Annotated in this window: 20 protein-coding genes; 11 read left to right on the top strand and 9 right to left on the bottom strand. The window is 68.5% G+C overall.

Annotated elements, in window-relative coordinates; translation table 11 throughout:
- The first annotated feature begins 9 nt into the window (after positions 1 to 9).
- The 6 genes from MKK63_RS26785 to MKK63_RS26760 all read left to right on the top strand — a co-directional run bounded on the left by MKK63_RS26785 (position 10) and on the right by MKK63_RS26760 (position 6,032).
- Entirely contained in the window at positions 10 to 1,008 is a 999-nt protein-coding gene (locus tag MKK63_RS26785) for an ABC transporter ATP-binding protein (protein ID WP_244006956.1), read from the top strand.
- Complete coding sequence (locus MKK63_RS26780) at positions 1,005 to 2,021, top strand: ABC transporter ATP-binding protein (protein WP_244006955.1); 1,017 nt, start codon at positions 1,005 to 1,007, stop codon at positions 2,019 to 2,021. Before MKK63_RS26785 ends, MKK63_RS26780 begins: the two co-directional genes overlap by 4 nt.
- A gap of 13 nt (positions 2,022 to 2,034) precedes the next feature.
- On the top strand, positions 2,035 to 3,174 hold the full coding sequence (locus MKK63_RS26775) for an amidohydrolase/deacetylase family metallohydrolase (RefSeq protein WP_244006953.1): 1,140 nt from the start codon (positions 2,035 to 2,037) through the stop codon (positions 3,172 to 3,174).
- 157 nt (positions 3,175 to 3,331) lie between these two features.
- Complete coding sequence (locus MKK63_RS26770; protein ID WP_244006951.1) at positions 3,332 to 4,102, top strand: ABC transporter ATP-binding protein; 771 nt, start codon at positions 3,332 to 3,334, stop codon at positions 4,100 to 4,102.
- Complete coding sequence (locus tag MKK63_RS26765) at positions 4,095 to 5,048, top strand: ABC transporter permease (protein WP_244006950.1); 954 nt, start codon at positions 4,095 to 4,097, stop codon at positions 5,046 to 5,048. The genes MKK63_RS26770 and MKK63_RS26765 overlap by 8 nt, the downstream gene beginning before the upstream one ends.
- 534 nt (positions 5,049 to 5,582) lie before the next feature.
- On the top strand, positions 5,583 to 6,032 hold the full coding sequence (locus MKK63_RS26760; protein ID WP_244006949.1) for a MucR family transcriptional regulator: 450 nt from the start codon (positions 5,583 to 5,585) through the stop codon (positions 6,030 to 6,032).
- On the opposite strand, the gene MKK63_RS26755 is transcribed toward MKK63_RS26760, so the two are convergent.
- The 6 genes from MKK63_RS26755 to MKK63_RS26730 all read right to left on the bottom strand — a co-directional run bounded on the left by MKK63_RS26755 (position 6,005) and on the right by MKK63_RS26730 (position 13,280).
- Positions 6,005 to 6,355, bottom strand: a complete 351-nt coding sequence (locus MKK63_RS26755) for a hypothetical protein (RefSeq protein WP_244006948.1) — start codon at positions 6,353 to 6,355, stop codon at positions 6,005 to 6,007. The two genes, MKK63_RS26760 and MKK63_RS26755, sit on opposite strands and share 28 nt — an antisense overlap.
- A gap of 191 nt (positions 6,356 to 6,546) precedes the next feature.
- The gene (locus tag MKK63_RS26750) at positions 6,547 to 8,151 is read right to left on the bottom strand and encodes an ABC transporter ATP-binding protein (RefSeq protein ID WP_244006947.1); all 1,605 of its coding nucleotides are present in this window, start codon (positions 8,149 to 8,151) and stop codon (positions 6,547 to 6,549) included.
- A 3-nt stretch (positions 8,152 to 8,154) separates the two neighbouring features.
- Positions 8,155 to 9,576, bottom strand: coding sequence for a M20 family metallopeptidase (locus MKK63_RS26745; protein ID WP_244006946.1), 1,422 nt, complete (start codon positions 9,574 to 9,576; stop codon positions 8,155 to 8,157).
- 61 nt (positions 9,577 to 9,637) lie between these two features.
- Positions 9,638 to 10,573 (bottom strand): ABC transporter permease, encoded by a 936-nt coding sequence (locus MKK63_RS26740; RefSeq protein ID WP_244006944.1) that lies wholly within the window; start codon positions 10,571 to 10,573, stop codon positions 9,638 to 9,640.
- Positions 10,574 to 10,587: 14 nt separating this feature from the next.
- Positions 10,588 to 11,505 carry an ABC transporter permease gene (locus MKK63_RS26735; RefSeq protein ID WP_244006941.1) on the bottom strand — a complete coding sequence of 306 codons (918 nt, stop codon included), beginning with the start codon at positions 11,503 to 11,505 and terminating at the stop codon, positions 10,588 to 10,590.
- Positions 11,506 to 11,747: 242 nt separating this feature from the next.
- A complete protein-coding gene (locus tag MKK63_RS26730; RefSeq protein WP_244006938.1) occupies positions 11,748 to 13,280 on the bottom strand; it encodes an ABC transporter substrate-binding protein in 1,533 nt (510 codons plus the stop codon).
- 170 nt (positions 13,281 to 13,450) lie between these two features.
- Between MKK63_RS26730 and MKK63_RS26725 the strand changes: the two genes are divergently transcribed.
- On the top strand, positions 13,451 to 14,350 hold the full coding sequence (locus tag MKK63_RS26725) for a LysR family transcriptional regulator (RefSeq protein ID WP_244006936.1): 900 nt from the start codon (positions 13,451 to 13,453) through the stop codon (positions 14,348 to 14,350).
- 7 nt (positions 14,351 to 14,357) lie between these two features.
- Here the strand turns inward: MKK63_RS26725 and MKK63_RS26720 are convergent, their stop codons facing one another.
- Entirely contained in the window at positions 14,358 to 15,110 is a 753-nt protein-coding gene (locus MKK63_RS26720) for a CDP-diacylglycerol diphosphatase (protein ID WP_244007006.1), read from the bottom strand.
- Positions 15,111 to 15,247: 137 nt separating this feature from the next.
- Between MKK63_RS26720 and MKK63_RS26715 the strand changes: the two genes are divergently transcribed.
- Positions 15,248 to 16,252: a DUF2891 domain-containing protein gene (locus tag MKK63_RS26715; RefSeq protein ID WP_244006935.1), complete on the top strand. Its 1,005-nt coding sequence runs from the start codon at positions 15,248 to 15,250 to the stop codon at positions 16,250 to 16,252.
- Positions 16,253 to 17,022: 770 nt separating this feature from the next.
- Positions 17,023 to 17,955, top strand: a complete 933-nt coding sequence (locus tag MKK63_RS26710; protein ID WP_244006933.1) for a DUF535 family protein — start codon at positions 17,023 to 17,025, stop codon at positions 17,953 to 17,955.
- Here the strand turns inward: MKK63_RS26710 and MKK63_RS26705 are convergent.
- Together MKK63_RS26705 and MKK63_RS26700 are read right to left on the bottom strand one after the other, a co-directional pair.
- The gene (locus tag MKK63_RS26705; protein WP_244006931.1) at positions 17,929 to 18,693 is read right to left on the bottom strand and encodes a class I SAM-dependent methyltransferase; all 765 of its coding nucleotides are present in this window, start codon (positions 18,691 to 18,693) and stop codon (positions 17,929 to 17,931) included. The two genes, MKK63_RS26710 and MKK63_RS26705, sit on opposite strands and share 27 nt — an antisense overlap.
- A 668-nt stretch (positions 18,694 to 19,361) precedes the next feature.
- Positions 19,362 to 22,205: a PAS domain-containing protein gene (locus MKK63_RS26700; RefSeq protein WP_244006930.1), complete on the bottom strand. Its 2,844-nt coding sequence runs from the start codon at positions 22,203 to 22,205 to the stop codon at positions 19,362 to 19,364.
- Between the two features lie 485 nt (positions 22,206 to 22,690).
- On the opposite strand from MKK63_RS26700, the gene MKK63_RS26695 reads away from it, so the two are divergent.
- Together MKK63_RS26695 and MKK63_RS26690 are read left to right on the top strand one after the other, a co-directional pair.
- On the top strand, positions 22,691 to 25,990 hold the full coding sequence (locus tag MKK63_RS26695; RefSeq protein WP_244006929.1) for a DEAD/DEAH box helicase: 3,300 nt from the start codon (positions 22,691 to 22,693) through the stop codon (positions 25,988 to 25,990).
- Positions 25,991 to 26,054: 64 nt separating this feature from the next.
- A complete protein-coding gene (locus MKK63_RS26690; protein ID WP_243924497.1) occupies positions 26,055 to 26,489 on the top strand; it encodes a GlcG/HbpS family heme-binding protein in 435 nt (144 codons plus the stop codon).
- Positions 26,490 to 26,497 lie beyond the last annotated feature (8 nt).

The following is a 26,497-nucleotide window of genomic DNA, read 5'->3' as shown; positions in this document are numbered from 1 at the left end:
GGACGCGTGATGAGCGGCGCACCCCTCCTGTCGATCGAGAACCTGCAGGTCCATTTCCGCACCCCCGACGGGGTCAACCGGGCGGTGGACGGGGTCTCGTTCGCGATCGGATCGGGGGAGACCCTGGCGATCGTGGGCGAATCCGGCTGCGGCAAGTCGGTGACCTCGATGTCGATCCTGCGGCTCCTGCCCGAGCCGCCGGCCCGCATCGCCGGCGCGATCAAGTTCGAAGGAAAAAACCTCCTCGATCTGCCGGACCGCGCCATGCGCAAGATCCGCGGCAACGACATCAGCGTGATCTTCCAGGAGCCGATGACCTCGCTGAACCCGGTGCTGACGGTCGGCCGCCAGATCGGCGAGACCCTGCGCCTGCATCAGGGCTTGAGCCGGCGCGAGGCCGAGGAGCGGGCCGTGGAGATGCTGACGCTGGTCGGCATCCCCGAGCCGCGGCGCCGGGTGCGGGAATATCCGCACCAGCTCTCCGGCGGCATGCGCCAGCGGGTGATGATCGCCATCGCGCTCGCCTGCTCGCCGAAACTCCTGATCGCCGACGAGCCGACCACGGCGCTGGACGTGACCATCCAGGCCCAGATCCTCGACCTGATGCGCGACCTGAAGGCCCGGGTCGGCGCCGCCATCATGCTGATCACCCACGATCTCGGCGTGGTCGCCGAAGTCGCCGACCGGGTGGTGGTGATGTATGCCGGCCGCAAGGTCGAGGAGGCGCCGGTCCGCGAGCTGTTCCGGGCGCCGCGCCACCCCTACACGCGCGGCCTGATGGGGGCGGTGCCGAAGCTCGGATCGGTCGAGCACGGGGCCGACGCGCGGCTCGCCGAGATCCCCGGCATGGTGCCGAGCCTCAAAGGTCGGATCGAGGGCTGCGTCTTCGCCGGCCGCTGCCCGGACGTGACCGACCTGTGCCGCACCTACGCGCCGGCCCTGGAGCCGAAGGCCCCGGGCCATCTCGCCGCCTGCCACTACGCGCCGAAGGACGCCCTCGCGGCATGAGCGCCACGCCCGCACCCGTCGGTCGCACCCTGCTCGAGGTCAACGACCTCAAGAAGCATTTCGCCCTCGGCGGCGGCCTGTTCGGCCAGTCCAAGCGCGTGCTGAAGGCGGTGGACGGCCTGTCCTTCACGGTCGCCCGCGGCGAGACCCTGTCGCTCGTCGGCGAATCCGGCTGCGGCAAGTCCACTGTCGCCAAGGCGCTGATGCGCCTCTACGCCCCCACCGCCGGCCAGGTGGTGCTGGACGGGCGGCGCATCGACGACCTTTCGCCCGGGACGCTGCGGCCCCTGCGGCGGCACATCCAGATGGTGTTCCAGGATCCGTTCTCGTCGCTCAACCCGCGGATGCGGGTGCGGGCGATCCTGGCCGAGCCGATCCACAATTTCGGCCTCGCCCGGAATAAAGCCGACTTGGAGAGCCGGCTGGCCAGCCTGATGGAGCGGGTCGGCTTGCCGCGCGAGGCGCTGGGGCGGTTTCCCCACGAGTTCTCGGGTGGCCAGCGCCAGCGCATCGGCATCGCCCGGGCGCTCGCCGCCGAGCCGGACCTGATCATCTGCGACGAGGCAGTCTCGGCGCTCGACGTCTCCGTGAAGGCGCAGATCGTCAACCTGCTGCGCGACCTGCAGCGCGAACTCGACCTCGCGATGCTGTTCATCTCGCACGACCTCGCGATCGTCGAGCACATGACCCACCGGGTGGCGGTGATGTATCTCGGCAGGATCGTCGAGATCGGGCCGCGCCGCGACATCTTCCTGGCCCCGAAGCACCCCTACACCCAGGCCCTGCTCTCGGCGGTGCCGATCCCCGAGCCCGGGGCCGGGCGCACCCGGATCGTGCTCAAGGGCGACGTGCCGAGCCCGATCAACCCGCCGTCGGGCTGCCGCTTCCATACCCGCTGCCCCCACGCCTTCGACCGCTGCCGAACCGAGGTGCCCGGGCTCGATGCCGTGGGCGCCGGCCACTTCGCGGCCTGCCACCTCAACGACAAGGCCGTGCCTGCCAAGGCGGCCTGACCCGGAGCCAGACGTGCAGCACGACCTCATCCTGAAGGGCGCGCGGGTCATCGACCCGTCGCAGAACCATGACGGCCTCTGCGATGTCGCCTTCGCGGACGGCCGGGTCTCGGGCTTCGGCCGCGACCTCCCGGCCGGCCCGGGCACGCAGGTGCGCGACATGGCCGGCGCGATCGTCACGCCGGGCCTGATCGACCTGCACACCCACGTCTACTGGGGCGGCACATCGATCGGCATCGACGCCGACGAATTCTGCCGCACCTCCGGGGTGACCACGTCGGTTGATACCGGCAGCGCCGGGCCCGGCAACTTCGCCGGCTTCCGCAAGCATGTCATCGACCGCTCGGAGGCGCGGATCCTCGCCTACCTGCACGTTTCCTTCGCGGGCATCTACGCCTTCTCGAAGACCATCATGGTCGGCGAGAGCCAGGATCCGCGCCTGATGGCGCCCCGCGAGGCCGTCGAGGTCGCCGAGGCCAACCGGGACGTGATCATCGGCATCAAGGTCCGGGTCGGGCGCAATTCCTCGGGGGACCAGGGCACCGCGCCGCTCGGCATCGCGCTTCAGGTCGCGGAGGAGACCGGCCTGCCGCTGATGGCCCATATCGACGAGCCGCCGCCGAGCTACGAGGAGGTGCTGGCGATGCTCCGCCCCGGCGACGTGCTGACCCACGCGTTCCGGCCCTTCCCCAATTCCCCCGTGACCGCCCAGGGCGCGGTGAAGCCCGCCGTGCGCGAGGCCCGCGCCCGGGGCGTGCTGTTCGACATCGGCCACGGCAAGGGCTCGTTCGCGTTCAAGACGGCGCGGGCCATGATGGCGGGCGGCTTCCTGCCCGACACGATCTCGTCGGACGTGCACCAACTCTGCATCGACGGGCCGGCCTTCGATCAGGTCACCACCATGTCCAAGATGCTCTGCCTCGGCATGAGCCTCACCGACGTGATCGCCGCCTCCACGGTGAACGCCGCCGTGGCGGTGAAGCGGATGGAGTACGGCACCCTGAAGGTCGGCGCGCTCGGCGACGCCACCGTGCTGGCGGTCCGGGACGGTGCATTCGACTACGTCGACACACGCGGCGAGCACATGACCGGCGCGCAGCGGATCACCGCCGAGGGCGTGGTGCTCAAGGGCCGATGGTGGCACCCGACGTAACGGATCAGGACAGGTGAATTAGGATATCGGTCCTGTTACATACAAAATAACGGCCTTTACAGCCTGTTCGGCGCACCGATACACTTTCCCGTGAGGGCTAGGCCATCGTGGAGCCCTTAGCGAAACGCGCACCAAGCCGCGGCGCCCGGGAGGATGGATGGATACGGATCGACCTCTTCTGGAGGTGGACGGCGTCACGCTTCGGTACAAGACACGGGACCATCTGGTAACCGCGACCTACCGGGTGAGCTTCCAAGTGTTTCCCGGGGACCGGTTCGTGCTGCTGGGCCCTTCGGGTTGCGGGAAGTCGACGCTGCTCAAGGCCGTGGGCGGCTACATGGCCCCCACCGAGGGCGAGATCCGCCTCAAGGGTCGGCCGGTCACCCAGCCCGGTCCCGACCGCATGATGGTGTTCCAGGAATTCGACCAGCTCCTGCCCTGGAAGACGGTGCGCCAGAACGTCGTGTTCGCGCTTGAAGCCTCCGGCCGGCTCACCGGCAAGGCCGCGCGCGAGCGGGCGGACCTGTACATCGATAAGGTCAACCTGACCCGCTTCGCTGACAGCTACCCGCACACGCTGTCGGGCGGCATGAAGCAGCGCGTGGCCATCGCCCGCGGCATGGCGATGGAGCCCGACATCCTGCTCATGGACGAGCCGTTCGCGGCGCTCGACGCGCTCACACGCCGGCGCATGCAGGACGAGCTTCTGGCCCTGTGGGAGGGCACGCGCTTCACCGTTCTGTTCGTGACCCACTCGATCCCGGAGGCGATCAAGATCGGCGCGCGCATCCTGCTGCTGTCGCCCCACCCTGGCGAGGTCAAGGCCGAGCTCAACAGCGTAGCCACGCCCGAGGCCGCGCTGGCCCTTGAGAGCCGCATCCAGCAGATGCTGTTTGCCGAGGAGATCCCGGAGGCCGAGAATGTCTAGCGCCCCAGTGCTCGCCCAACCGCGCCCCGCGCCGCCCGTGGCGCCGGGTCCGTCCGCAGGCATGCCGCCCCGCCCGGCGCCGTCGGCCCGGCCCGAGATCGAGTACGCGCTGGGCCCGGCCCGGGGCGGGGCAGGCGCGCCGGTGGTGGAGAAGCCGCTGTCGCTCTTCGAGCGCCTGTTCAACCAGGGCTGGCTGCGCAAGCTGGTGATCCTGGCGGTGCTGGCCGGGATCTGGGAGGCCTACGGGCGCTACCTCGACAACGACCTCCTGTTTCCGACCTTCTCGGCGACGGTGGAAGCCTTTGTCCGGGGCATCATGGACGGCACGCTGCCGGCCCGTGCTTGGTCGTCGCTCAAGGTCCTGCTGATGGGCTACGCGGCCGGTGTGGGGCTCGCGAGCCTACTCACGGGGCTGGCGATCGCCTCGCGGATGGGCACGGATGTGCTGGAGACGCTGACCGCCATGTTCAATCCGCTGCCGGCGATCGCGCTGCTACCGCTGGCGCTGATCTGGTTCGGCCTCGGCAATGGCAGCCTGATCTTCGTGCTGGTGCATTCGGTGACCTGGGCGATCGCGCTCAACACCCATTCGGGCTTCCTGTCGGTGAGCCGAACGCTGACGATGGTGGGGCGCAATTATGGGCTCTCAGGTCCGCGGCTGATCGGCAAGATCCTGATCCCGGCGGCTTTCCCGGCCATCCTGACGGGTCTGAAGGTGGGCTGGGCCTTCGCGTGGCGCACGCTGATCGCGGCCGAACTGGTCTTCGGCGTGTCGTCGGGCTCTGGTGGGCTGGGGTGGTTCATCTTCGAGAACAAGAACATGCTCGACATCCCCAACGTGTTCGCCGGGTTGCTAACCGTGATCCTGATCGGCTTGGTGGTCGAGAACCTGATCTTCCAGACGATCGAAGCGCGCACCATCCGGCGCTGGGGCATGCAGGCCTGAGATAGCCCGGTCCCGGCAGAACGCGTCCCGCCGGAGCGGACCCCGCAATGCGACGCAGACCCGGTGTATCTGACCGGGTCTCGGCCTGCGCGTGCGACGGTGTGGGCCTGAGCGGCGATGCCGCCGCGCCCGAGGTTTCCCAGGGGCGGATCCGGGCGTCAACGCGCGGGGCGATCCCCGGCCGATCCCACCACCGCGCGAAGTCCGATCAACGGCGCCGCTCGAACGACCGCGATTCGCTATCCACACCTCCGTCCTCCGTCGCGGTCCGGAACGGTCTCATCCCGTAAAAAATGATCCACGCACAGGCCGAGACGATATTGGGCGTCAGTGACGAACAATGATGCTATAAGTAGCCTCGATTTATGGCTGTACCGTTTGAGGATAATCTTATTCGCAGCTGAATTTCGGCCGAGATGAATTAAATTTCCCTCTTCTCGGCAGGATTTCGGTCAAGGACGTCTTGACACAAGCGTGGGTTTTGCTTTTGGAACCATCGACGCCACCCTTGAAAGATTTGATCGGACTCGCGCTGTGCCCGAAAGAAATCCAGAGACTGCCCTCGAGCGCGTCAAGCTCGCTGCCGAAATCGTTGCGGCTTATGTCTCGAACAATCCCGTCCCGCCGACCGCACTGCCCGAGCTGATGGCGGGCGTGCATGCGACGCTGAACAATCTCGGCGGGCCGCGCACCGTCGAGGCCGCGCCGCCGGTCGAACAGCCGACGCCCGCGCAGATCCGCAAGTCGGTCCAGCAGGACGGTATCACCAGCTTTATCGACGGGCGGTCCTACAAGACCCTGAAGCGCCATCTCACCGCCCACGGCCTGACGCCCGAGCAGTACCGGGAGCGCTACGGCCTGCCGGAGGATTACCCGATGACGGCTCCTGGCTACGCCGCGCAGCGCTCAGCGCTTGCGAAGGCGATCGGCCTGGGCGTCCCTGGCGGCCGGGTCGATCAGCGCCGGACGGGTACGAACGGCTGATCGGCGTCGCGCCGCGCTGCGCTCTGTCGATCCGCTCTGCTCCGGAACGGCAGCACCTGCGCGGTCATCGGATCGGACTGGAACCACCGACCGAGATCGGGGCGTGCGGGCCGACCGAAGGTGTCGGCCCAGCTCAGCCTGATGACTTCGCCCGGCATCACCGGGCCCGCGGGTTCCGCATCCGACAGTGCCACCTTGCGCTGACCCGCGCCGATCCAGCGCGTGACCCGTTTGTCGGCCCCGCGGCGCAGCGAGGGCGGCACTTCCGGCAGGGCGCGCTTGGCGGATCGCCGGATATCGTCGGGCTGGTCTGAAGTGGACACGCTGAAAGAATCCCGGCCGCGTTCGAGGTGCGAGCGTGGACGGATAGCGGGTTCGGCCGTGGATCCGCCGGGGGCGCTCGACCCTCGACACGACACCATCCTACCGAAAGGCCCGATTCTCGACAGGGCAACTCTGTCCAAAAAACTTGTCTCAGCGTCCCAGATGGGCCCGATTTTGGCTCGAGAGGCGCTCAGGACACGTGTGTGCCCGGGACGGCCGCCAGCAGGCTGCGCGTATAAGCGTGCTCCGGGGCGGCGAACAGGTCGGCAGTGCCCCGCATCTCCACGATGGCGCCCCGGTGCATCACGGCGATCCGGTCGCAGATCGTGGCCGCCACCCGCAGGTCGTGGGTGATGAACAGCATCGCCAGCGACAGGCGTTGCTTCAGGTCCTCCAGCAGGTCCAGCACCTGCCGCTGGACCGAGACGTCGAGCGCCGAGACCGCCTCGTCGGCCACCAGCACGTCCGGCTCCATGGCGAGCGCCCGGGCGATGCCGATGCGCTGGCGCTGGCCGCCCGAGAAGGCGTTCGGGTAGCGGGCGGCGGCCTTGGGATCGAGGCCGACGAGGTCGAGGAGGCTGCGCGCCCGCTCGCGCGCCTCGGCGGCCGGCACCCCATGGGCGATCGGGCCCGCCGTGATGATCTGTTCCACGGTGCGACGGGGATTCAGCGACGCGAACGGATCCTGAAAGATCATCTGGATGCGGCTGCGCTTGTCGCGCAATTCGGCCTTCCCGAGGGCCGTGTAGTCGAGGTCGCCCAGCCGGACCGTGCCGCCGTCGGGCTCGATCAGCCGGATGGCGAGCCGCGCCGTGGTCGACTTGCCTGAGCCGGACTCGCCGACGATGCCCAGAGTCTCGCCACGGCGGACATCGAACGAAACCTCCTTGACCGCCGCCACGATCCGCGGCTTGCCGAACAGGCCGGAGCGTCCCGCATAGGTCTTGGACAGGCCGCTCACCGTGAGGGCGACCGGGGCCGCCGCCAGAGGTGGGCGCGCCGGCGGTGTGAGGCTCGGGACGGCGGCGAGCAGCGCCTTGGTGTAGGGGGCCTGGGGATTGCGCAGCACCGCTTCGGCCGTGCCGGATTCCACCAGCCGCCCGCGCTGGAGCACCGCCACGTGGTCGGCGATCTCCGCAACCACGCCGAAATCGTGAGTGATGAACAGGACGCTCATCCCGCGCTTCTGCTGCAAGTCGCGGATCAGCCGGAGGATCTGGGCCTGGGTGGTGACGTCGAGGGCCGTGGTCGGCTCATCGGCGACCAGCACGGACGGTTCCAGCGCCAGCGCCATGGCGATCATCGCCCGCTGCCGCTGGCCGCCGGAGAGCTGATGCGGGTAAGCCCGCACCGCCTCCTGAGGGTTCGGCAGCCCGACCTCGGTGGCGAGCGCCTCCACCCGGGCCCAGCGCTCGCTGCGGGTGAGCAGGTTGTGCGCCTCGAACATCTCGGCGATCTGGTCGCCGATCCGCATCACCGGGTTCAGCGCCGTCATCGGCTCTTGGAACACCATGGCGATGCGCCGGCCCCTTAAGGTGCGCCACGCAGGCTCGTCGAGGGTCAGGAGATCCCGGCCCTCGAACAGGATCGACCCGGCCGTCGGTTTCAGCGCCCGGGGCAGGAGGCCGGTCAGCGCATAGGCGCTCATCGACTTGCCGGAGCCCGATTCCCCGACCACGCACAGGATCTTCCCGGCTTCCAGATCGAGGTTCAGGCCCTCGACCGCGTGCGGGCGGTCGGCACCCTTGGGGAGCGCGATCGTCAGATCGCGGATGCGGACGACCGGCTCGCTCATGGTTCAGGCCCTCGCGGTGCGGCGGCGGAGGATGTCGGGTCCGGCCTCGGCCAGATCCCAGAACAGGCCAGCCATGATCGCCAGACCCTCTCGGGTGCCGGAGGCGAGCATGTGCTCGTCCGGCCCGTGCTGGCGGCAGGCCGGATAGGAATGCGGCACCCAGAGGGTCGGCAACCCCAGGATCTCCGAGAACGCATCGTTCGGCAGCGAGCCGCCGAGATTGGGCAGCAGCGCCGGTTTTTTGCCGGAACTCGCCTCGATCGACTGTAGGGCCCATTCGACCCAAGGGTCCTCCACCGGGAGCCGGGTCGCCTGGAAAACCTCGGCGGCGCGGGCGGGCCGGACCTCGACCATCGGGAAGCCGTGCGCGTCGAGATGGGCGCGCACGTTCTGGATGAGATTCTGCCAATCGGTGCCGACCACGAAGCGCAATTGCAGGGTCGCCTTGGCGTGGGGCGGCACGGCATTGAGCGGCCCGTCCGGATCGCCGGTCTTGAAGGCCAGGACTTCGAGGGTGTTCCAGGCGAAGACCCGCTCGGCCGGACTCAGGCCCGGCTCGCCCCAGTCGGAATCGATCTTCGGCGCGGTCGGGTCCTCGCCGACGCGGATATCGGCCAGAGCCGCGCGCACGCCCTCGGGGATCGGCGGCGGCCGCAGGGCCTGGACCAGGATGGTGCCGCGCGCATCGACCATCGAGGCGATGGCCGAGGCCAGCACCGTGCCGGGGTTGCGCAACAGGCCGCCCCAATTGCCGGAATGGTGCGGGCCTTCCCGCAGATCGAGGCTCAGTTCGAAATTGTAGGCGCCGCGGGAGCCGAGGAAGAGGGTTGGGCGCTCGCCGTTGAGGCGGGGGCCGTCCGAGGCGATCAGCACGTCGGAATGCAGCGCTTCCGCCTGAGCCCGGCAGAACGGCCGCAGGCCCGGGGAGCCGGATTCCTCGCCCATCTCGATCAGCAGCTTCACGTTGAAGCCCAGATGCCCGTCGCGGGCCGCGATCACCTGCTCCAGAGCCGCGAGGTTGAGGACGTGCTGGCCCTTGTTGTCGGCGGTGCCGCGCCCGTACCAGCGGTCGCCCTCGACCACGATCTCCCAGGGGCCGAGGCCCGCGCGCCACTGCTCGGGGTAGCCCCGCACCGTGTCGCCGTGGCCGTAGATCAGCACGGTCGGCAGGTCGACGCCCTCGTGGCGCTCGGCGATCAGGAACGGGCCGTGCACGCCATCCGGGTTGTCGAAGACTTTTGGGGGCGCGAAGCCGAGCCGGGTGACCAGCGGCGTGATGAAGGCATCGAGATAGGCGCGCAAAGCCGCCTCCTGGCCGGGGGCCTGGCTCTCGGTGGGCATCGCCACCGCCTCCCGCAGGAGGGCGAGGAACGCGCCCGAATCGAAGCTGTCGGTGGCGCGCGCGATGGCGGCGTCTCGCGTCATGGTGTGTTTCCCGTGAAACATTTTGGTGCCGTGCCGCCCGGATCTTCGCCGGAGGGCATCGTCAGTGGCGCGCCTCGGGCGCCGTGATGTCGCGCAGGCCATCCCCCAAGAGGTTGATCGCCAGCACGAGGAGGAGGAGCGCCACGCCCGGGATGGTGATCACCCAGGGCTGGAAGAACATGTACTGCTTGCCCTCGGCGATCATCAGGCCCCAGGAGGGCAGGGGCGGCTGCACGCCGAGCCCGAGGAACGACAGGGCAGCCTCCAGCAGGATCGAGTGGGCCATCTCCAGGGTCGCCACCACGATCAGGGCGTTCATGAGGTTGGGCAGGATTTCCTGGCCGATGATGCGCAGGTCCGAGAGCCCGACTGCCCGAGCCGCGCTGACGAAATCCTGGTTGCGGATCTGCTGGGTGGCGGCGCGCGTCACCACGGCGAAGCGGTCCCAGAGCAGGAAGCCCAGCACCAGCACCACCACCTTCAGGGAGCCGCCGACCAGCGCCGCCATGGCGAGCGCCACCAGCACCACCGGCATGGCGAGCCGCGTGGTCACGATGTAGCTCACCACCGAATCGACCCAGCCGCCGAAATAGCCGGCGCATAATCCGAGCACCGTGCCGATCAGCCCGGAGATCAAAGCCGCCGAGAGGCCGATCAGCAGGGAGATCTGGCCGCCATAGAGCAGGCGGCTGAGGTAGTCGCGGCCGAGCTTGTCGGTGCCGAACACATGGTCCCAGGTGCCCTTGGCCTGCCAGATCGGCGGGATCAGGCGGCGGGACACATCCTGCGCGTAGGGGTCGTGCGGGGCGATCAGCGGGGCGGCGAGCGCCGCCAGCACGATCAGCCCGAGGATCCCGGCGCCGATCAGGAAGCCGGTGTGGCGCAGGCCCCGCCGCAGGATCAGGCGGGTCGGGGAGGGCACCGGCGCCAGGGCGATCGGCACGTCCGGGGGCAGGGCGGGGGCGGCGAGCGCCGCCGTGTCGGGGGGGAGGCTCATGGCGGGCTCCATCCTCATGCCTGGCGCAGGCGCGGATCGAGGAAGGCGTTCAGCAGGTCGGCCGCGAGCGTCAGGCCGATGTAGATCATGGCCAGAACCAGCACGATCGCCTGGACGACGGGGAAGTCGTTGCGGGCGATGGATTCCCAGGCCAGCTGGCCGAGGCCCTGGAGCGAGAACACCGCCTCGATCACGATCGAGCCGCCGAGCATGAACCCGAACTGCACCGCCGACAGGGCGATCACCGGGATCACGGCGTTGCGGAGCGCATGGCGCACCAGGATTTTTCTGGGCGGCAGGCCCTTGGCGCGGGCGGTGCGGACGTAGTCGGAGGCCAGCACCTCCAGCATGCCGTTGCGGGTCAGCCGCATCACGGCGGGCATCGCGTAGTAGCCCAGCGCGATCGCCGGCAGGACGAAGTTCTTCCACGTGGCGTTGCCTGAGACCGGCAGCCAGCGGAGATTCACGGAAAAGATCAGGATCAGCGTCAGGCCGAACCAGAAGCTCGGCATCGCCTGGCCGAGCACCGAGACGGCCAGCGCCGTGCGGTCGATCCAGGTATCCCGCTTCACGGCCGCGACGACGCCCAGCGGAATCGCCACGAACAACGCCACGGCCAGCGCGATGAAGCCGAGATAGAGAGTGATCGGCAGGCGGGCGGCCAGCAGGTCGATCACCCGCTCGCGGAAGTAGAAGGAATTGCCGAAATCGAGGTGCAGCGCCCGCCAGCCCCAGGTGAGGAACTGGGTCAGCATCGGCTGGTCGAGCCCGTAATCCTGGCGGATCTGGGCGATCTGCGGTCCGGTGGCCTCGGGCCCGGCGATCGCGGTGGCGAGATCACCCGAGAGGTGGAGGAGCAGAAAGCTCGCCACCGACACCGTGAAGGCGACCGCCAGGGCGACCAGGATGCGCCGGACCGTGAAGACCAGCATGGCTCAGGCTTCCTTTTGGAGATGCGGAACTCGCGGCGGGTTCTCCCTCCCCCCTCTGCGGGGGAGGGTGGGCCGGCCGTCAGGCCGGGTCGGGAGAGGGGAGCGACGGTGCCGGAGGAGACATCGGCCTTCATGAAGGCTGCGCCGGATCCTGAAGCCGGGCTCCCCTCTCCCCCCCTGCTTCGCAGGGTACCCTCCCCCGCAGAGGGGGGAGGGGGACCGTTGCGATGCGGCGGCCCCCCTCACTTCCACGACGCCGCGTAGAAGCGCGCCACCTCGTCGGGCTGAGCGGTGAAGTTCAGGTCCGACGTGAAGGCGTAGTTGGTCGAGTAGGAGAACATCGGCAGGGCGTAGGCCTCGGCGGCGATCCGCTGGAGCGCCTTGGCGTAGGCGGCCTTGCGGGTCTCCGGATCGGTGGAGCCGTCGCCCTTCTGGAGGTCGGCGATCACCTGTGGATCCTTGGTCAGATCCTCCTCGCCGCCGCGGAAATACACGCCGTCGAAGGCCGAGACGTCGAGAACCGAGAACGAGCCCCAGGTCTGGTAGCCGATGGAGATCTTACCGGCCCGCAGGGAGTCCCGGAAGGCCGCGTAGCGCAGGTAATTGAGTCGCACCTTGATGCCGACGGCGCCGAGATAGCCGATCACCGCCTCGGCGTAGTCCCGCTCGCGATAGGCGCCGAGGTCGATCTCGAAGCCCTTCTCGTAGCCGGCTTCCTTAAGCAGTGCCTTGGCCTTGGCGGGGTCGTAGGGGTAGCGCATCACACCCTGGTCGGTGCAGCCGAACTGATCGACGAAGCACAGGGCGTTCATCACCCGGGAGGCGCCGCGCACGAGGTTGTCGACCATCGCCTTGCGGTCGATGGCGTAGGAGATCGCCTGCCGGACGCGGACGTCCTTGAGGGGCGAGTTCTCCTTGGCACGGCCGAGCGTGTCGAATTGCAGGAAGCCGACCCGCATGGTCTCGGAGTTGAGCACCGTGATGTTCGGGGCGGCGCGCAACTGCTCGGCCTGATCGCTCGGCACCCGCCAGATCCAGTCGACGCCGCCGGTCATCAGTTCGGCCATCCGGCTCTCGCCGTCCGGGATGACGCGGAACTGCAGCTTGCCGATCTTCGGCTTCCCCAAGGGGCTACCGGCCCAGTACTTCTCGAACCGCTCCATGTTGACGCCGCGGCCGCTATCGACCTTGGTGATACGGTACGGGCCGCTGCCGACCGGCGCCTTGGCGAAACCGTCGAGTCCCACTGTCTTGAAGTAGGTGGCCGGGAAGATCGGCGTCGGGCCGGCGAGGTATTCCAGCGCCGCCGGGAACGGCGCCTTGAGGTGGATGCGGACTGTATGCGGGCCGGTGACCTCCACCGACTTCATCCAGTCGACGTTCTGGCGGGTGACCGTGCGGGCCTCCGGCGTCAGCACGTAGTTGAACGTGAAGGCCACGTCCTCCGGCCCGAGCGGGTCGCCGTTGTGGAAGGTCACGCCCTCGCGGATCGTGAGATCGAGGCTCGTATCGTCCGCCCAGGTCCAGGCGGTGGCCAGCATCGGCTTGTAGGACCCGTCCTTGGGGTCGCGGTACAGCAGCGTGTCCCAGCAGTTCCGGGCCAGGATCACGCCCTCGCGGGCGCTGTTGTGGTACGGGCTGACGTTCTCGGGCTCGCTGTCGGACGCGTAGACCAGGGTGTCGTCGGCCTTGCCGGCCAGCGCCGGATGCGCGGCGATCAGGGTCGCGAGCGAGGCGGCCAAGGTGGCGGCTCGGGTGAGAGTCCGTAGCGGCATGGAGGCTCCGACGGCGCGGTGGACAGGTCACACGGAGCAATCCGCGGCTGCCACCTTTTTCACCCTGCCATGATGTTGTGCATCTGGGATCGCAACAAGTAGAATTTGGCGAGCGCTGCCTTGCTAAATCGGCAACGGACGTGGTTGTATAGTGGTATCAAGGTGGGATAGTGCAAACGACGGGCCTTCGCTACTTCCTGGCCGTGGCCCGCACGGGCTCGATTGCTGCGGCCTCCGCGCAGCTCCACGTTGCGGCCTCGGCGATCAGCCGGCAGATCGGCAACCTGGAGGCCGAACTCGACTGCGTCCTGTTCGAGCGGCGCCCGCGCGGCATGGTGCCGAGCCCGGCCGGGGAGCTACTGGCCCAGCACGCCCATCAGGTGCTGCTCCGTGCCGAGCAGGTCGTCACGGAGATCCGGGAGCTCGAAGGGCTCGCCCGGGGTCTGATCCGGGTGGCGAGCGCCGAAGGCTTCGCCCTCGATATCGTGCCGAACGCCATCGCGGCCTTCCACGCGGCCCATCCGGGCATCCGCTTCGAGGTGACGGTCCTACCGCCCGCGCAGGTGACCCAAACGGTGGCGGTGGGGGAGGCCGATCTCGGGATCACCTTCGCGCTGGCGCCCACCGCGCAGGTGGAGGTGCTGTATGACGGGCAGGTGGAAATGCGGGTGCTCGCCGCCGCCGACCATCCCCTGGCGGGCGCCTCAGTCCTGCGCCTCGCCGATCTGGCTGCGTATCCGGTCGCGCTGACGACCCGGGACACGACCCTGCGGCAAGCCTTCGATGCCGCCTGCGTGCAGGAGGGCATCGCGGTCGAGCCGGTTTTGACCGCCAACACCCTCTCGACGCTGCTGCCCTTCGTGCGGCGCTCGCGCGGGCTGGCGCTGATGTCGGCGCTCTCGGTGCAGACGCCCCTGCGGCTCAACGAGCTGGTGAGCCTGCCGATCCTCGCCCGGGCGGGCCTCGCCCGCGGCATCCAGGTCCAGGCCATGCGCGACCGGCGGCTGCCGAAGGCGGTGCGGGCGTTCCTGCGCCAGCTCATCGACGCATTGCCGCCGCAGACCGGCTGAGGATCGTTCAGGCGCCCCGGTCCGCGACCGTGCAGCTGTGGTCCATCACGTCCTCGGCGCTGGCGCTCGGCGCCCGGTAGGCCAGCAGGATGAAGCCCGGCTCGGGATCGCCCGGCGGCGTTGCCACCGCCGCAAAACTCGTCCGGTGCAGGTCGGGCCGGGCGCCCGGCAGAGTGTGCAGGACCGCGAACGGGTTGAACCGCGCTGCCTCCGCCTCCGGCACCCGCAGGGCGTAGTAGCGATCGCCCGCAAGCGGCACCGGGAAACGGCTCCAGCGCCGCTGAATCTGGTGGCCGTGGACCTTTAGGGCCGCCAGCACGCTGGGCTTCAGGCAGTCGATGTGGATGTGGAGCTGGTCCTGGCTGCGGCCCCGGGCCGAGTTGACCGCCAACCCCACCGCGTCGGGCGAGAGCTTTCCCTTGAACACATCCGACACGAAGGGGCGCGCCGCGAGCGCTGCCCGCCAGTAGGCGGCCCCACGCGGGCCCCGCAGCACCGGCGCCTCCAAGCCCGCCACGGTGTCGGTCGGCATGACGACGCTGTGGGTCGGCTCTCCGGGCGCCCGCAGGACCGCCGTGCCCGGACGCTCCCCGTCGCCGAGATCCACCGAGAGGCACGGAAAGGTCCGGTTGGCGAGCCGCTTGGCCAGCACGCAGGTCTTCAGCGCCGCCCACAACACGTCCCGGCTCGGATCGGGCGCGGCCGAGACCGGCACGGGGAGCATGAGGGTGGCCAGGACGGCGAGCAGCGCGGGGCGCATGGTGGCTTCCGGTGCGGCCGGCGGCGCGGCCCGGGGCATCGATAGCCGATCCGACGGTGCGCCGGCAAAGCGGCTCGATGTCCTGACGGTGGGCTTCGAAGCAGCTATGCCAGCCCATCCCGAACCCGGAGCCCCCGATGGCGCCTGCCCTTACCCCGGAGATCGCCGCCCGCTTCGCCGGCATCGCTCTCGGGCACGTGACCCAGGAATACCCGAACAAGCCGGGCCATGTCCTGGACGGCCCCGAGGACGCGCACACCCCCGCCGCGCTGCACCCGGTCTTCTACGGTAGCTACGATTGGCATTCCTGCGTCCACGGAACGTGGCTGCTCGCCCGCGTGCTGCGCCTGTTCCCGGACGGCACGCAGGCCGGGGCGATCCGCGCCCATTTTGATGCCCAGCTCACCCCCGATAAGGTCGCCGGGGAATGCGCCTATCTCGGTCGGCCGACGGCCCGGGGCTTCGAGCGGCCCTATGGCTGGGCATGGCTCCTGAAGCTTGCCGACGAACTCGCCCGCTTGGCCGAGCCCCGCTGGGCCGAGGCGCTCGCGCCGCTCGCCGGGATCGTGGTCCGGCGGTTCCAGGATTTCCTGCCGCTGGCCGCCTACCCGGTGCGGGTCGGGACCCATTTCAACACCGCCTTCGCGCTGCGCTTGGCCGCCGACTACGCCGAGGGAGCTGGCGATGCGGCGCTCCGGGCCCTGCTGCTGCACAAGGCCGAGCGCTGGTACGGGGCGGACGAGGCATGCCCCGCCTGGGGCGAGCCGGGCGGCGGCGACTTCCTGTCCTCCGCGCTGATCGAGGCCGAGTGCATGCGCCGCCTGCTGCCGCCGGAGCGGTTCGGGCCCTGGTTCGACCGGTTCCTGCCCGATCTCGCGGTGGGCCGGCCCGTGACCCTGTTCCGCCTGGCCGCCGTCACCGACCGCAGCGACGGCAAGATCGCCCATCTCGACGGGCTGAACCTCAGCCGGGCGTGGTGCTTCCGGGCGCTCGCCTCCGCCCTCGCTTCGGAGGATCGCCGCCGGCCGGTCCTGATAGCAGCCGCCGAGGCACACCTCGCGGCGGGGCTTCCGCACGTAGCGGGCGACTACATGGGCGAGCATTGGCTCGCGACCTTCGCGCTGCTCGCCCTGGAGGCGTGAGCCAGGTCCCGGGGACGGCCGGTAGACGATAAGGATTACTTGAGTACCTGCCGCCGCAGCCCGCGTTGGCTCGAACAGGCCAAAAAAAAGGACCGTTCGCAGAGAACGGTCCGAAGTCTAGGGAGGAAACGCCCACGATGGGCAGCAGCACGCCGACGCCGTCGTTGTGCTGCACTGCATCAACCCGAGAGGGGACGGCGTTGTTCCGAACCGAATGGTGCACGTCACGGAGCTTGGTTGACGCGAACTCTCCAACCCTTGCGCGAGGCCGGCAGGCGAATCTTTCCGTCTGCCGGGGGAGCATGTAGCGCCGGCGGACCGCCGGACTTGGAAGGGGTCTGCGTCACGGGCGGCGCTGCACAGTCCGCTGAAGGGTCGGTGTGCCGTCCCGGCGCATGATCTGCGCTGAGTCGTCAGTCAGGCGTAGCGCCCGTACGAGGACGCGTTCCTCATTTAAGCGCGGCGAACTACGAGCCGCTTTGCGCGCGTGGCCGATAGGCGTCTGACACGACCTGCACACGAAGACAGTCACGACATGGCGCAGCCGGTGTGTTTGCCGCGCTCACACGCGTGAACAGGCCCAGCCCACGCGTGTGAACAGGCCCAAGAGCAGGGCGCTGCCTCCGGCCGAAGAGACCGTCGTGGTCGCTCGTCCCCTCCGCTCCGCGGAAGCCCGCTGAATATATTGCACACACCGCCACATTCCATCTGGCGCAGCGTGAGATTTATCGCCATACGTCAGGTTTCATGGGCCGCAACGAGTGAGCGACATGATATTCGTTGACCGTAAGATTCAGTTGAATCTGCTTATAAAGCGTCTTGGTAAAATCATTTACGTGATGAAGCAGCTTCGTGAACACGTTAAATTAGTTAATATTGTATACAAAAACGATAAAGTTCCGTATTTCCGCTTTACTGGTGTGAATGCCCGCAAATACTTAGACGAATATATAGCCCTCAATCTCGATACGTGCACGAGGAGGGAGATCATATATAGCCACCACGAATGGATGCGTGATTGCACAACTCTGGTCGTGGAAGACAATACCGTGCTGTGGAAGAATCCGGGGGGTGATCAGTGCATCGTACTTCGGAAAGCATCTCTGGCGCCACTTGAAGGCGAACTTGAATTCGTTTTCCAGGTCCGAGATGTTTCGATCTGTACCTTGAGTTTTGTGGTTTGTCGCGGCGATCTCGTCGGGATTAGGAAAAAATTGGTGCTTGTCATCGGTGGGTTGCAAGGCCGACCCAATACGGCGTCAATCCTTAGAGAAGTCTCAAAATCAAATCGTGAGATATCTCCGGCTGATATGCTATTTCTGGCCTGCAAAGCGTTCGCCGTCGAGGCTGGAATTAAGCAGATCGTAGGGTACTCAGCGGAGTTTAATTCAGCATCTAGTCATTCCACTTTGGTCACGATGGATTATGGCGGATTCTGGGCCGCGAACAACGCCATCGCCGGGAACGAAGGGCAATACCTTTTGGATCCCAGCCTGGAAAAGGATCCGGGCGATCCGGTGTTCTCGAGCAATCCCTCGCGGACCCGCCGCAAGCGACGGGACAAAATTCTTTTCAAGGAACAGGTCATGGGAAATATATCGCGGGCTCGCATACTGGCGGCCCGCATGAACGACAACAGTCAGACGGTCGCTAATCCGGAACGATCATTGCCTCGTTCAATGCAGCACGGCACGCATCGATGACAGGACGGTCACCGCGGCTTGGTAATCGCTGGCGGGACGAGGATGTCGATTGCCTCGGTTCCGCCAGATCACCACGGTGTCGTCGGGGTCCGACCCGTAGGCGGCTTCATCTGAGCTATAGCGCATCTGCTCCGCAAAATACCGCTCCAGTGCCGGCGATCCATCTATCATAGGGGCGGCAACGGGATTGAGGAGGATCAGGAACAGATCCCTGGGATCTTGAGCCAGGCTCATCTCTAAGTTTTTGATCACTTTCTGCATCAGATCTGCCGGAAACGGATTGTACATAAAGATTGCAATCGGGCCTTTCGGTGGTTCGAAGATTGTCGCGTCTTTAGTTATGACGACCGGTTGCCGGGATGCTTGAGCGCGTTGGCTATAGTGCCTGATGTTCTGTCGCGCGATGTCGGCGAGGATTGGATTGTATTCTATGCCCGTGATGGACCGAAAACCGAATTCACTTGCGACGAGGATCGCGCGCCCTTTTCCGCAGCCGAGATCGATGAGGTGAAGATTTTCGACATCGGGTAAAAGCGAGAAGGTCCGGCGAAGGGCACTTGGTTGAGCGGCCAGATAGCCGTTCGAGGCTTGCGGGGTGAGGGCGTAGCCTGGAATGTAGCCGCTGGTCTCAACACCATATTCGACATCGAACGGGTGCCTTGCAGAGGATCGACGGGACAATTTTCCATCAGCGAGCAACACCAGCGCGAGTCTGACTCCCGGAACGCGAACTGCCATGCCCAGGAGCGGCTTCGCGGAAGCCTTAAGAAATCGCCTGCCGATGTGAAGTAACCCGCCGTGCTGGTGCATCTCTATGGCCCATGATCGTTGCGTCGGAATTCAGATTTCAATGAACTGTATGGGATTTGTTCGACGGTTTATCAATTTGTCATTTTAAGCATCACGTATCTTAATTCGTCTCTGCTATGGGTGTTGTCTAAATCGTATGGTATTGTGTCCTTGCCATTAGAGATTGAACTCCTTGGCTAAGGAGCGATCGAATCGCTGACGATACTCGTACAAAAAATGTGCCGATCAACAAAACGCCCCTGCCGTCGGGCCTCGGCTCCCCGTTCGCTCAAGCCCACTGCGTCCAACGCGCCTTGTTCGAGTCTCCGCGTCCGGCACGCAGGCCGCGCAGCGCGCGCACTGGCGCAATTCCCGGAGAATCCGTCTCGGCCCCGCATCATCCGGCAGAATGATGCCGACGGTGCATGTCCGCCTCTCGAAGCGCCTTGAGCGCCACCTGCACCGCGTCCGCCCCGGCAAACGCAGCATCCCGGATCGTCTGCACACAAGGATCAACGACGATGCGGCTCAGCCGGGCCAGGATTGGAGGGCTACGAGTTGGGGGAAAACGTCTGCGCGCGGCTCGCGCCGGGGCTCCGGGGGAGCCGCGAAAATCGTCAGTCCCGCGCTACGCCTTCCTCCGCGATGCGGCGCGCCGCCAGCGCCTTCAGCGGGCTGCGCCGCTTGGCCGCCTCGTACAACACCTGGGCGAGTTGCTCGGCCGCGTACGGCTTGCGCACCAGGGGGAAGCCATGGGCGTCGTCCGTGGCCAGGATGTGGCTGTAGCCCGAGGTCAGCACCACCGGCAGGTCGGGCCGCGTCGTCTGCAGGTGCCGGGCGAGCGCGAAGCCGCCCATGCCGGGCATCACCACGTCCGAGAACACCACGTCGAAGCGATCCGGCGTGCTGTCGAGTTCGGCCAGCGCCTCCTCGGCGGATTTCGTCCAGACCGGGGCATGGCCCAGATCCTCCAGGATCTGGGTGCAGAAGCGGCCGACCCCGAGATTGTCCTCCACCACGAGGATGCACAGGCCCCGCTGCGGCCCCGTCTCCCTCTCCGGCTGCGCGTCGCCGCCGGCCTCGGTCACCGCCGCGGGGGCTGCGATCTGCGGCAGGTAGAGGGTGAAGGTGGTCCCGCCGCCCAGCGCGCTCGCCACGTCGATGTCGCCGCCCGACTGCTTGGCGAATCCGATCACCTGGGAGAGGCCGAGCCCGGTCCCCTTGCCGACCTCCTTGGTGGTGAAGAACGGCTCGAAGATCCGTCCGAGATCCGGAGCCGGGATGCCGGTACCCGTATCGGTGACCCGGACGGCCACGAACGGCCCGCGCGCGCCGGCGTGGCCGCGGATCGGCGGCATCGGGCAGTCGCCGTCGAGACGCAAGGTCAGGCCGCCTTCCCCGTCCATGGCGTCCCGGGCGTTGACCGCCATGTTGATCAGGGCCGTCTCGAACTGGCTCTCGTCGGCGCGCACGTAGCGGGGCGTCTCAGGGAGATCGATGGTGACGCTGATCCGCGCGCCGGTCACCGAATCGAGCATGTCGGCGATGCTGCGCAGCCGTGCGCAGATGTCGAACACCTGCGGCGTGAGCGCTTGCCGCCGGGCGAAGGCGAGGAGCTGCCCGGTGAGCTTGGCGGCCCGGTCGACCGTGTCGGAGACCGCATCGAGGTAGCGCCGCCTGCGCTCCTCCGCGAGGTCGGGCCGGCGCAGGAACTCCATGGAGGAGCGGATGATCGTCAGGAGATTGTTGAAGTCGTGCGCCACGCCGCCGGTGAGCTGGCCGATCGCCTCGAGCTTCTGCGATTGGCGCAGGGCCTCCTCGGCCTCGCGCTGCTCGGTGATGTCGCGCCCGAACCCGTAGAACAGCCCGTCCTCCGGAACGACCGTCCAGAGCACGCGGCGCCGGTCGCCGGAATGGGTCACGCAGGCGAGTTCCACATCCTCGGCCCGTCGATCCTCGCAGAGCGGCCGCAGGGCGATCCGGGCGCCCTCGCGCTCAGGCTCCGCCACGAAGTCCAGGGCGGATCGGCCCAGGGTCTCCGCCTCTGACCACCCGAGCGCACGGGTCCAAGAGGGGTTCACCGCCTGGACCCGCCCGTCCCGGTCGGAGACGAGCTTCAGCACCGGCGACAACGTCCAGACCCGGTCGCGGTCCCGGGTCTGCGCGGCGACCTGCGCCTCCAGGCGCTCCGCCCGCGACTGGAGCAGGTCCTCGACCTGCTTCCGCTCGGACACGTCGTGGGCGAACACATAGAACCCATCGACCTGCCCGTCCGGCCCGCGGCGGGGGAGGTAGCGCGTGTCGGCGGTCCGTCTCCCGCCATCCGGGAAGGTCCAGACCCATTCGTGCCGGATCTCGTGACCGGCGAGCGCCCGCTCGATGGCGGAGCGCCGCGCCGCGAACGCCTCGGGGCCGAGGAGGTCGATCACGGTCCGCCCCACCACATGGGCGGCGGACAGGCCCGTCCAGGTCTCGTAGGCGGCGTTGGCGAACCGGTAGACGAGGTTGCGGTCGATGAAGGCAATCAGCACCGGCATCGCGTCCGCGACGAGGCGCAACTCGGCCTCCCGCGCCTGGAGGGTCATCTCGCTCCGGCGGCGCTCGGTGATGTCGTTGAACAGGATCGCGACGCGGTTCCGCATCGGCCCGTCGACCCGGTAGGCGTGCACGTCGTACCAGCGGCCGAGACCTGCGATCGGCTGCTCGAACCGGACCGGCTCTCCGGTCCGCACGACCTGCCCGTAGAGGTCGAACCAGTGCTGCTCGTGGCCAGGCACCAGCTCCCGCATCGTGCGGCCGACCACGTCGGTCAGGCCGGCCAGATGCTCGAAGGCGGGATTGACCTCCAGGAAGCGGTAATCGACCGCGCGGTTGTCCTCCGCGAAGATCATCTCCACGAGGCAGAAGCCGGCATTGAGGAAGGCGAACAGCGAGCGGTGGCGCTCCTCGTTGCGGCGTAGCGCGGCCTCGGCGCTGCGCGATTCCAGCTGCGCCATCACCGCCCGGGCGAGCGCGCTCAGGATGAAGACCTGCTGGTCGGTCAGGGTGCGCGGCTCCTGATCCAGCACGCAGAGCGTCCCGATGGCCCAGCCATCGGGCGTCACCAGGGCGACGCCCGCGTAGAAGCGCAGGTGCGGCTCCCCGGTGACAAGAGCATTGCCGGCGCGATCCGGCTCCGCCGCGAGATCGGGCAGCATCAGGATGCCGTCTTCGCGCAGCGCCTCGGTGCAGAACCCGGAATCCAGCGGCATCGCCCGCGGCGCGTGGCCCACCGCGGCCTTGATCCATTGCCGGTCGGCGTCGATGAACGTGATGTGGGCCATCGGCGTGCCGCAGGCCTTTGCGGCCATCTCGACGATCTCGTCGAATGCCCGTTCCGGAGGCGTGTCGAGGATGGCGTAGGCGCGCAGGGCGGCCAGACGCTGGGGATGCTGGGGCTCGAAACCCGACGAGCGGGGCATTGTCTGGGTCCGCGACACGGAGGGGTCATAACCCACGTCCTCGACCCTCCCAAGCGAGTCCATGCAACGCAGTTCCGGCGATACGGCCAACATAGGGTTTGCGCGCGGATAAGCTCTCGAACGAACGGTTCGGATCCCGACCGGCGATCGTCACCATGCGGGTCTGACACCCCGCCACGCCTGATTGCTCCGCCGCGGTTTGCAATCTTAAATTGTATCGACGTCCCTCACGCTGCGTGGTGGCGACGCGGGGTGTCGACCGGCATCGTGCTGGGTCATGTTCACGAATCCGTGTTCTCGCCCCCGATCTCCGCCCGGTGTCGGGTCGACGTAGCGGCCGCTTCTGTCGGAGTGATGTCACCTGCACCTCCGGACCGACGCGAATCCGATCCGCGACATCCGCGCTGTGGACGGGATTGCCGCGCCCGGGAGCCCCGGCGGCCCACGCTGCGTTGGCGGCACGAGGAACACGGATTCGGATCGGCATGGCCAATCGCAAGTTGAAGCCGGGCGCGCAGCAGGGCGTCGAGGACGCGCCGCTGATGCCTACGGGGGCCCTGGCGGTGGCGCTCCTGGGCTACGGGGCGGGGGCCGCGCCCCTCGTCCACGTCGCCCGGGACGGCCGCCGCTTGGAGGAGCTGGCCGCGACGCTCAGGGCGCTCGATCCCGAGGCCCGGGTCGCGATCTTCCCCGAATGGGATTGCCTGCCCTTCGACCACGCCTCGCCGTCCCGGGCCACCATGGGCGCCCGGGCCGCACTGATGCGCTGGCTGACCGACCGGGACGCGCTGCCCGCCTTCGTGCTGACGACCGCCCCGGCCCTGATCCAGCGGGTGCCCCCGCCGGAGACCTGGGCGACGGCCCGTGTGACGCTTCGGGTCGGCGACCCCCTCGACGTCGCGGCGGCGACGGCCGACCTCAAGCGCCTCGGCTATATCTTGGACGAGCGGGTCGACGAGCCCGGCGAGATCGCCGTCCGGGGCCGCACCGTGGAGGTGTTTCCGGCCGCAGCGCCGCGCCCCTGCCGGATCGAGCATGCGGACGGCCGCGTCACCGCGATCCGCTCCTACGATGCGATCTCGCAGCGCTCGGTCGCCGAGACGGACGAACTCGTGATCGATCCCGCGACCGAGATCGTCCTGGAGCCCGGCTCCGGGCAGAGCTTCGAGCCGTTCACCGGCCAGGAGCACCGGCTCGAGCGCTACTACCCGCGCCTCGTCACTCTGCTCGACTACGTGCCGGCGGCCCGCCTCGTCGTCGAGGACGGCACGCAGGCCCGGATCGACGCCGTGTTCGAGCAGATGGAGGAAGCAAGAGGCCGGCTCGGCGGCCGGGGGCAGGCCGGGGCGGGCCTCTACCTCACGCCGCAGGCATGGCGCGACATCGTGGCGGCCCATGACCGGATCGCCGCCACCGCGGCGGCCGGCGAGCCGCTGACGCTGCAATCCTTCGCCCGGGAGCGTCGGCCGGGCACCGCCTTCGCCAAGCTGCTGCGCGAGCGGCTGAAGGCCGGCGACGTGATCGTCCTGGCGGGCAGCCGCCAGCCGCTGCGACGCTTGGTGCGCCAGACCGGCAAGATCGCCGAGCGCCCGATCCGCCTGATCGATGCCTGGGCCGACGTCGCCAAGGCGGCCCCGGGGGACGTCCTCGCCCTGGAGGCGCCGCTGGGAGCCGGCTTCCGGGCACCCGACCAGAGCGCGACCGTCATTGCCGCCGCGGACTTGTTCGGGCCGGATGCCGCGGTCACGGGGGGCGCCCGGGCGATCCTGCCGATGGGCGAGGTCGATCTGCGCCCCGGCGACGTCGCGGTCGACCGCGACCGCGGCCTGTGCGTGTTCGAGGGGCTGGAGCCGGTGGCGACCCAGGGCGAGGAGGCCTCCGAGGCCCTGCGCCTGCGCTTTTCCGGTGACGCGATCCTGATGGTGCCGGTTTCCCAGTCGGACCGGATCTGGCGCTACGGACCGGAGCCCGACGCCGTCACCCTCGACAAGCTCGACGGCGGCAAATTCGCTGGCGGCACTTGGCCCCGCCGCCGCCTGGAGGCCGAGGCCACGATGGCGCGGACCGCCCGGATCATGCTGGAAGCCGCCCGTGCCCGCCGGGAGACCGCGGCCTCCGTCCTGGCGCCCCCGGCCAAGGACATGGAGCGCTTCGCCGCCGGCTTCGGCTTCGCCCCGACCCCGGATCAGTCCGCTGCGATCGACGAACTGATGGCCGACCTCGCCTCCGGTCGGCCGATGGACCGGCTGGTCTGCGGCGATGTCGGCTTCGGCAAGACCGAGGTGGCCTTACGGGCGCTGGCGGCGGCTGTCTTCTCCGGCAAGCAGGCGGCGCTCATCGCCCCGACCACCGTCCTGGCCCGCCAGCACGCCGAGATCCTGCGCCGCCGCTTCGGCCGGTTCGGCATCGCGGTTGCGCAGCTCTCCCGCCTCGTGGCGCCGGCTGAGGCCAAGCGGGTCAAGGCGGGGCTCGCCGACGGCACGGTCCGGCTGGTGGTCGGCACCCATGCGCTGGCCGGCAAGGGCGTCCAGTTCGCCGATCTCGGCCTGACGGTGATCGACGAAGAGCAGCGCTTCGGCGCCAAGATGAAGGCGGACCTGCGTCGTCTGGCCGAAGGCGGCCATGTGCTCACCCTCACCGCGACCCCGATCCCGCGCACGCTTCAGGCGGCGCTCGTCGGTCTCCAGAGCCTGAGCGTGCTCGCCACGCCCCCGGCCCTGCGTCAGCCGGTCCGGACCGTCGTGGCGCCCTACGATGCCGAGGCGGTGCGTGAGGCGCTGGTTCGCGAGAACCGCAGGGGCGGCCAGAGCTTCGTGGTCTGCCCGCGGATCGAGGACATCGCCTCCATGGCCGAGCGCCTGCGCGCCCTCGTGCCGGATCTCTCGATCCTGGTGGCCCACGGGGACCTGAAGCCGTCGGCCATGGACGAGGTCATGGTCCGCTTCGCGGAGGGCGACGGCGACGTGCTGCTCGCCACCGCCATTGTGGAGAGCGGGCTCGATGTGCCCCGGGCCAACACGATGCTGGTCTGGGAGGCCGCGAAATTCGGGTTGGCCCAGCTCCACCAGCTGCGCGGGCGGGTCGGCCGCGGCCAGCGGCGCGGCACCGTCCACCTGCTGAGCGACCCCGCTGCGCCCCCGCCGCCGGCAGCGCTCCAACGCCTGCGCGCCCTGGAGGCCCTGGACCGGCTCGGCGCCGGCTTCGCGGTCAGCGCCCGGGACCTCGACCTGCGCGGCGCAGGCGACCTCGTCGGCGAGGATCAGGCCGGCCACGCCAAGCTCGTCGGGCTCGGCCTCTACCAGCATCTGCTGCAACTGGCGCTGACTGCTGCCAAGGGCGGACGCGCCGAGGATTGGAGCCCGGAGATCGAGCTCGGCCTGCCGACCCGGATCCCCGAGGATTACGTGCCGGAGCCGGAGATCCGCCTCAGCCTTTACACCCGCCTCCTGCGCATGCGCGAGGTCGAGGCGATCGACGCCCTGGCCGGTGAGGTGGAGGACCGGTTCGGTGCCGCCCCTGCGCCAATGCTCGCCCTGTTCGACCTCGCCCGGCTGCGCGCGGCCTGCTGCGAATTGGGCGTCGCGCGGCTTCGGGGCGGCCCGCAGGGCGTGGCGGCCGATCTCAGGCCGGACCGGCCGCTGCCCGCCCTGCCGGTCACGGATGGCGTCATCCTGCGCGAGGGCCGCGTGGTCTGGAAACAGCCCTGTCCCGATGCCGCGTCCTGCGCGGCGCTGGCGTCCGATCTGCTCGAGCGCATCCGCACTGCCCGGGAGCGCGCCGGCTGAGCTTGCGCCCGCCGCTTCAAACGGTCACAGGCTGTCGCGCAGAAACCGCCAAGGGGAGTGTTCCATGCACGTCACGATTGAGCAGGCCGATAAGGCGATCGCTGCAGCACGGGCGAAGGCGATCGAGCTCGGCACCCAGATGTGCATCGCGGTGGTGGATTCCGGCGGCAACCTCAAGGCGTTCCACCGCATGGACGATGCCTGGGTCGGCTCCATCGACATCGCCCACAAGAAGGCCAAGACCTCGGTGTTCTTCGGTATGATGACCGGCCAGATCGGCCAGCTGTCGCAGCCCGGCGGCCCGCTCTACGGGATCGAGCATTCGAACGACGGGCTGATCACCTTCCCGGGCGGGATCCCGATCGTCGACGCCGACGGTGTCATGTCGGGCGCCATCGGGGTCAGCGGCTCCACGGTGGAAAACGACCACACGGTCGCGGAGGCCGGCGCGAAGGCCATCGGCCAAACCGAACTGCCGGCCCATCCCTGGCGGACGTAAGGCTGGGC

This window comes from Methylobacterium sp. J-088, assembly GCF_022829295.1.
GTDB lineage: Bacteria > Pseudomonadota > Alphaproteobacteria > Rhizobiales > Beijerinckiaceae > Methylobacterium.
The sequence above is the reverse complement of the archived record's forward strand: the minus strand, read 5'-3'. Positions and strand labels throughout refer to the sequence as shown.

Coding starts and splice junctions, on each gene's coding strand:
- MKK63_RS26785 (WP_244006956.1), top strand. CDS start 10: ATGAGCGGCGCACCCCTCCTGTCGATCGAGAACCTGCAGGTCCATTTC.
- MKK63_RS26780 (WP_244006955.1), top strand. CDS start 1,005: ATGAGCGCCACGCCCGCACCCGTCGGTCGCACCCTGCTCGAGGTCAAC.
- MKK63_RS26770 (WP_244006951.1), top strand. CDS start 3,332: ATGGATACGGATCGACCTCTTCTGGAGGTGGACGGCGTCACGCTTCGG.
- MKK63_RS26765 (WP_244006950.1), top strand. CDS start 4,095: ATGTCTAGCGCCCCAGTGCTCGCCCAACCGCGCCCCGCGCCGCCCGTG.
- MKK63_RS26750 (WP_244006947.1), bottom strand. CDS start 8,151: ATGAGCGAGCCGGTCGTCCGCATCCGCGATCTGACGATCGCGCTCCCC.
- MKK63_RS26745 (WP_244006946.1), bottom strand. CDS start 9,576: ATGACGCGAGACGCCGCCATCGCGCGCGCCACCGACAGCTTCGATTCG.
- MKK63_RS26740 (WP_244006944.1), bottom strand. CDS start 10,573: ATGAGCCTCCCCCCCGACACGGCGGCGCTCGCCGCCCCCGCCCTGCCC.
- MKK63_RS26735 (WP_244006941.1), bottom strand. CDS start 11,505: ATGCTGGTCTTCACGGTCCGGCGCATCCTGGTCGCCCTGGCGGTCGCC.
- MKK63_RS26730 (WP_244006938.1), bottom strand. CDS start 13,280: ATGCCGCTACGGACTCTCACCCGAGCCGCCACCTTGGCCGCCTCGCTC.
- MKK63_RS26720 (WP_244007006.1), bottom strand. CDS start 15,110: ATGCGCCCCGCGCTGCTCGCCGTCCTGGCCACCCTCATGCTCCCCGTG.
- MKK63_RS26715 (WP_244006935.1), top strand. CDS start 15,248: ATGGCGCCTGCCCTTACCCCGGAGATCGCCGCCCGCTTCGCCGGCATC.
- MKK63_RS26710 (WP_244006933.1), top strand. CDS start 17,023: ATGATATTCGTTGACCGTAAGATTCAGTTGAATCTGCTTATAAAGCGT.
- MKK63_RS26705 (WP_244006931.1), bottom strand. CDS start 18,693: ATGGCAGTTCGCGTTCCGGGAGTCAGACTCGCGCTGGTGTTGCTCGCT.
- MKK63_RS26700 (WP_244006930.1), bottom strand. CDS start 22,205: ATGCCCCGCTCGTCGGGTTTCGAGCCCCAGCATCCCCAGCGTCTGGCC.
- MKK63_RS26695 (WP_244006929.1), top strand. CDS start 22,691: ATGGCCAATCGCAAGTTGAAGCCGGGCGCGCAGCAGGGCGTCGAGGAC.
- MKK63_RS26690 (WP_243924497.1), top strand. CDS start 26,055: ATGCACGTCACGATTGAGCAGGCCGATAAGGCGATCGCTGCAGCACGG.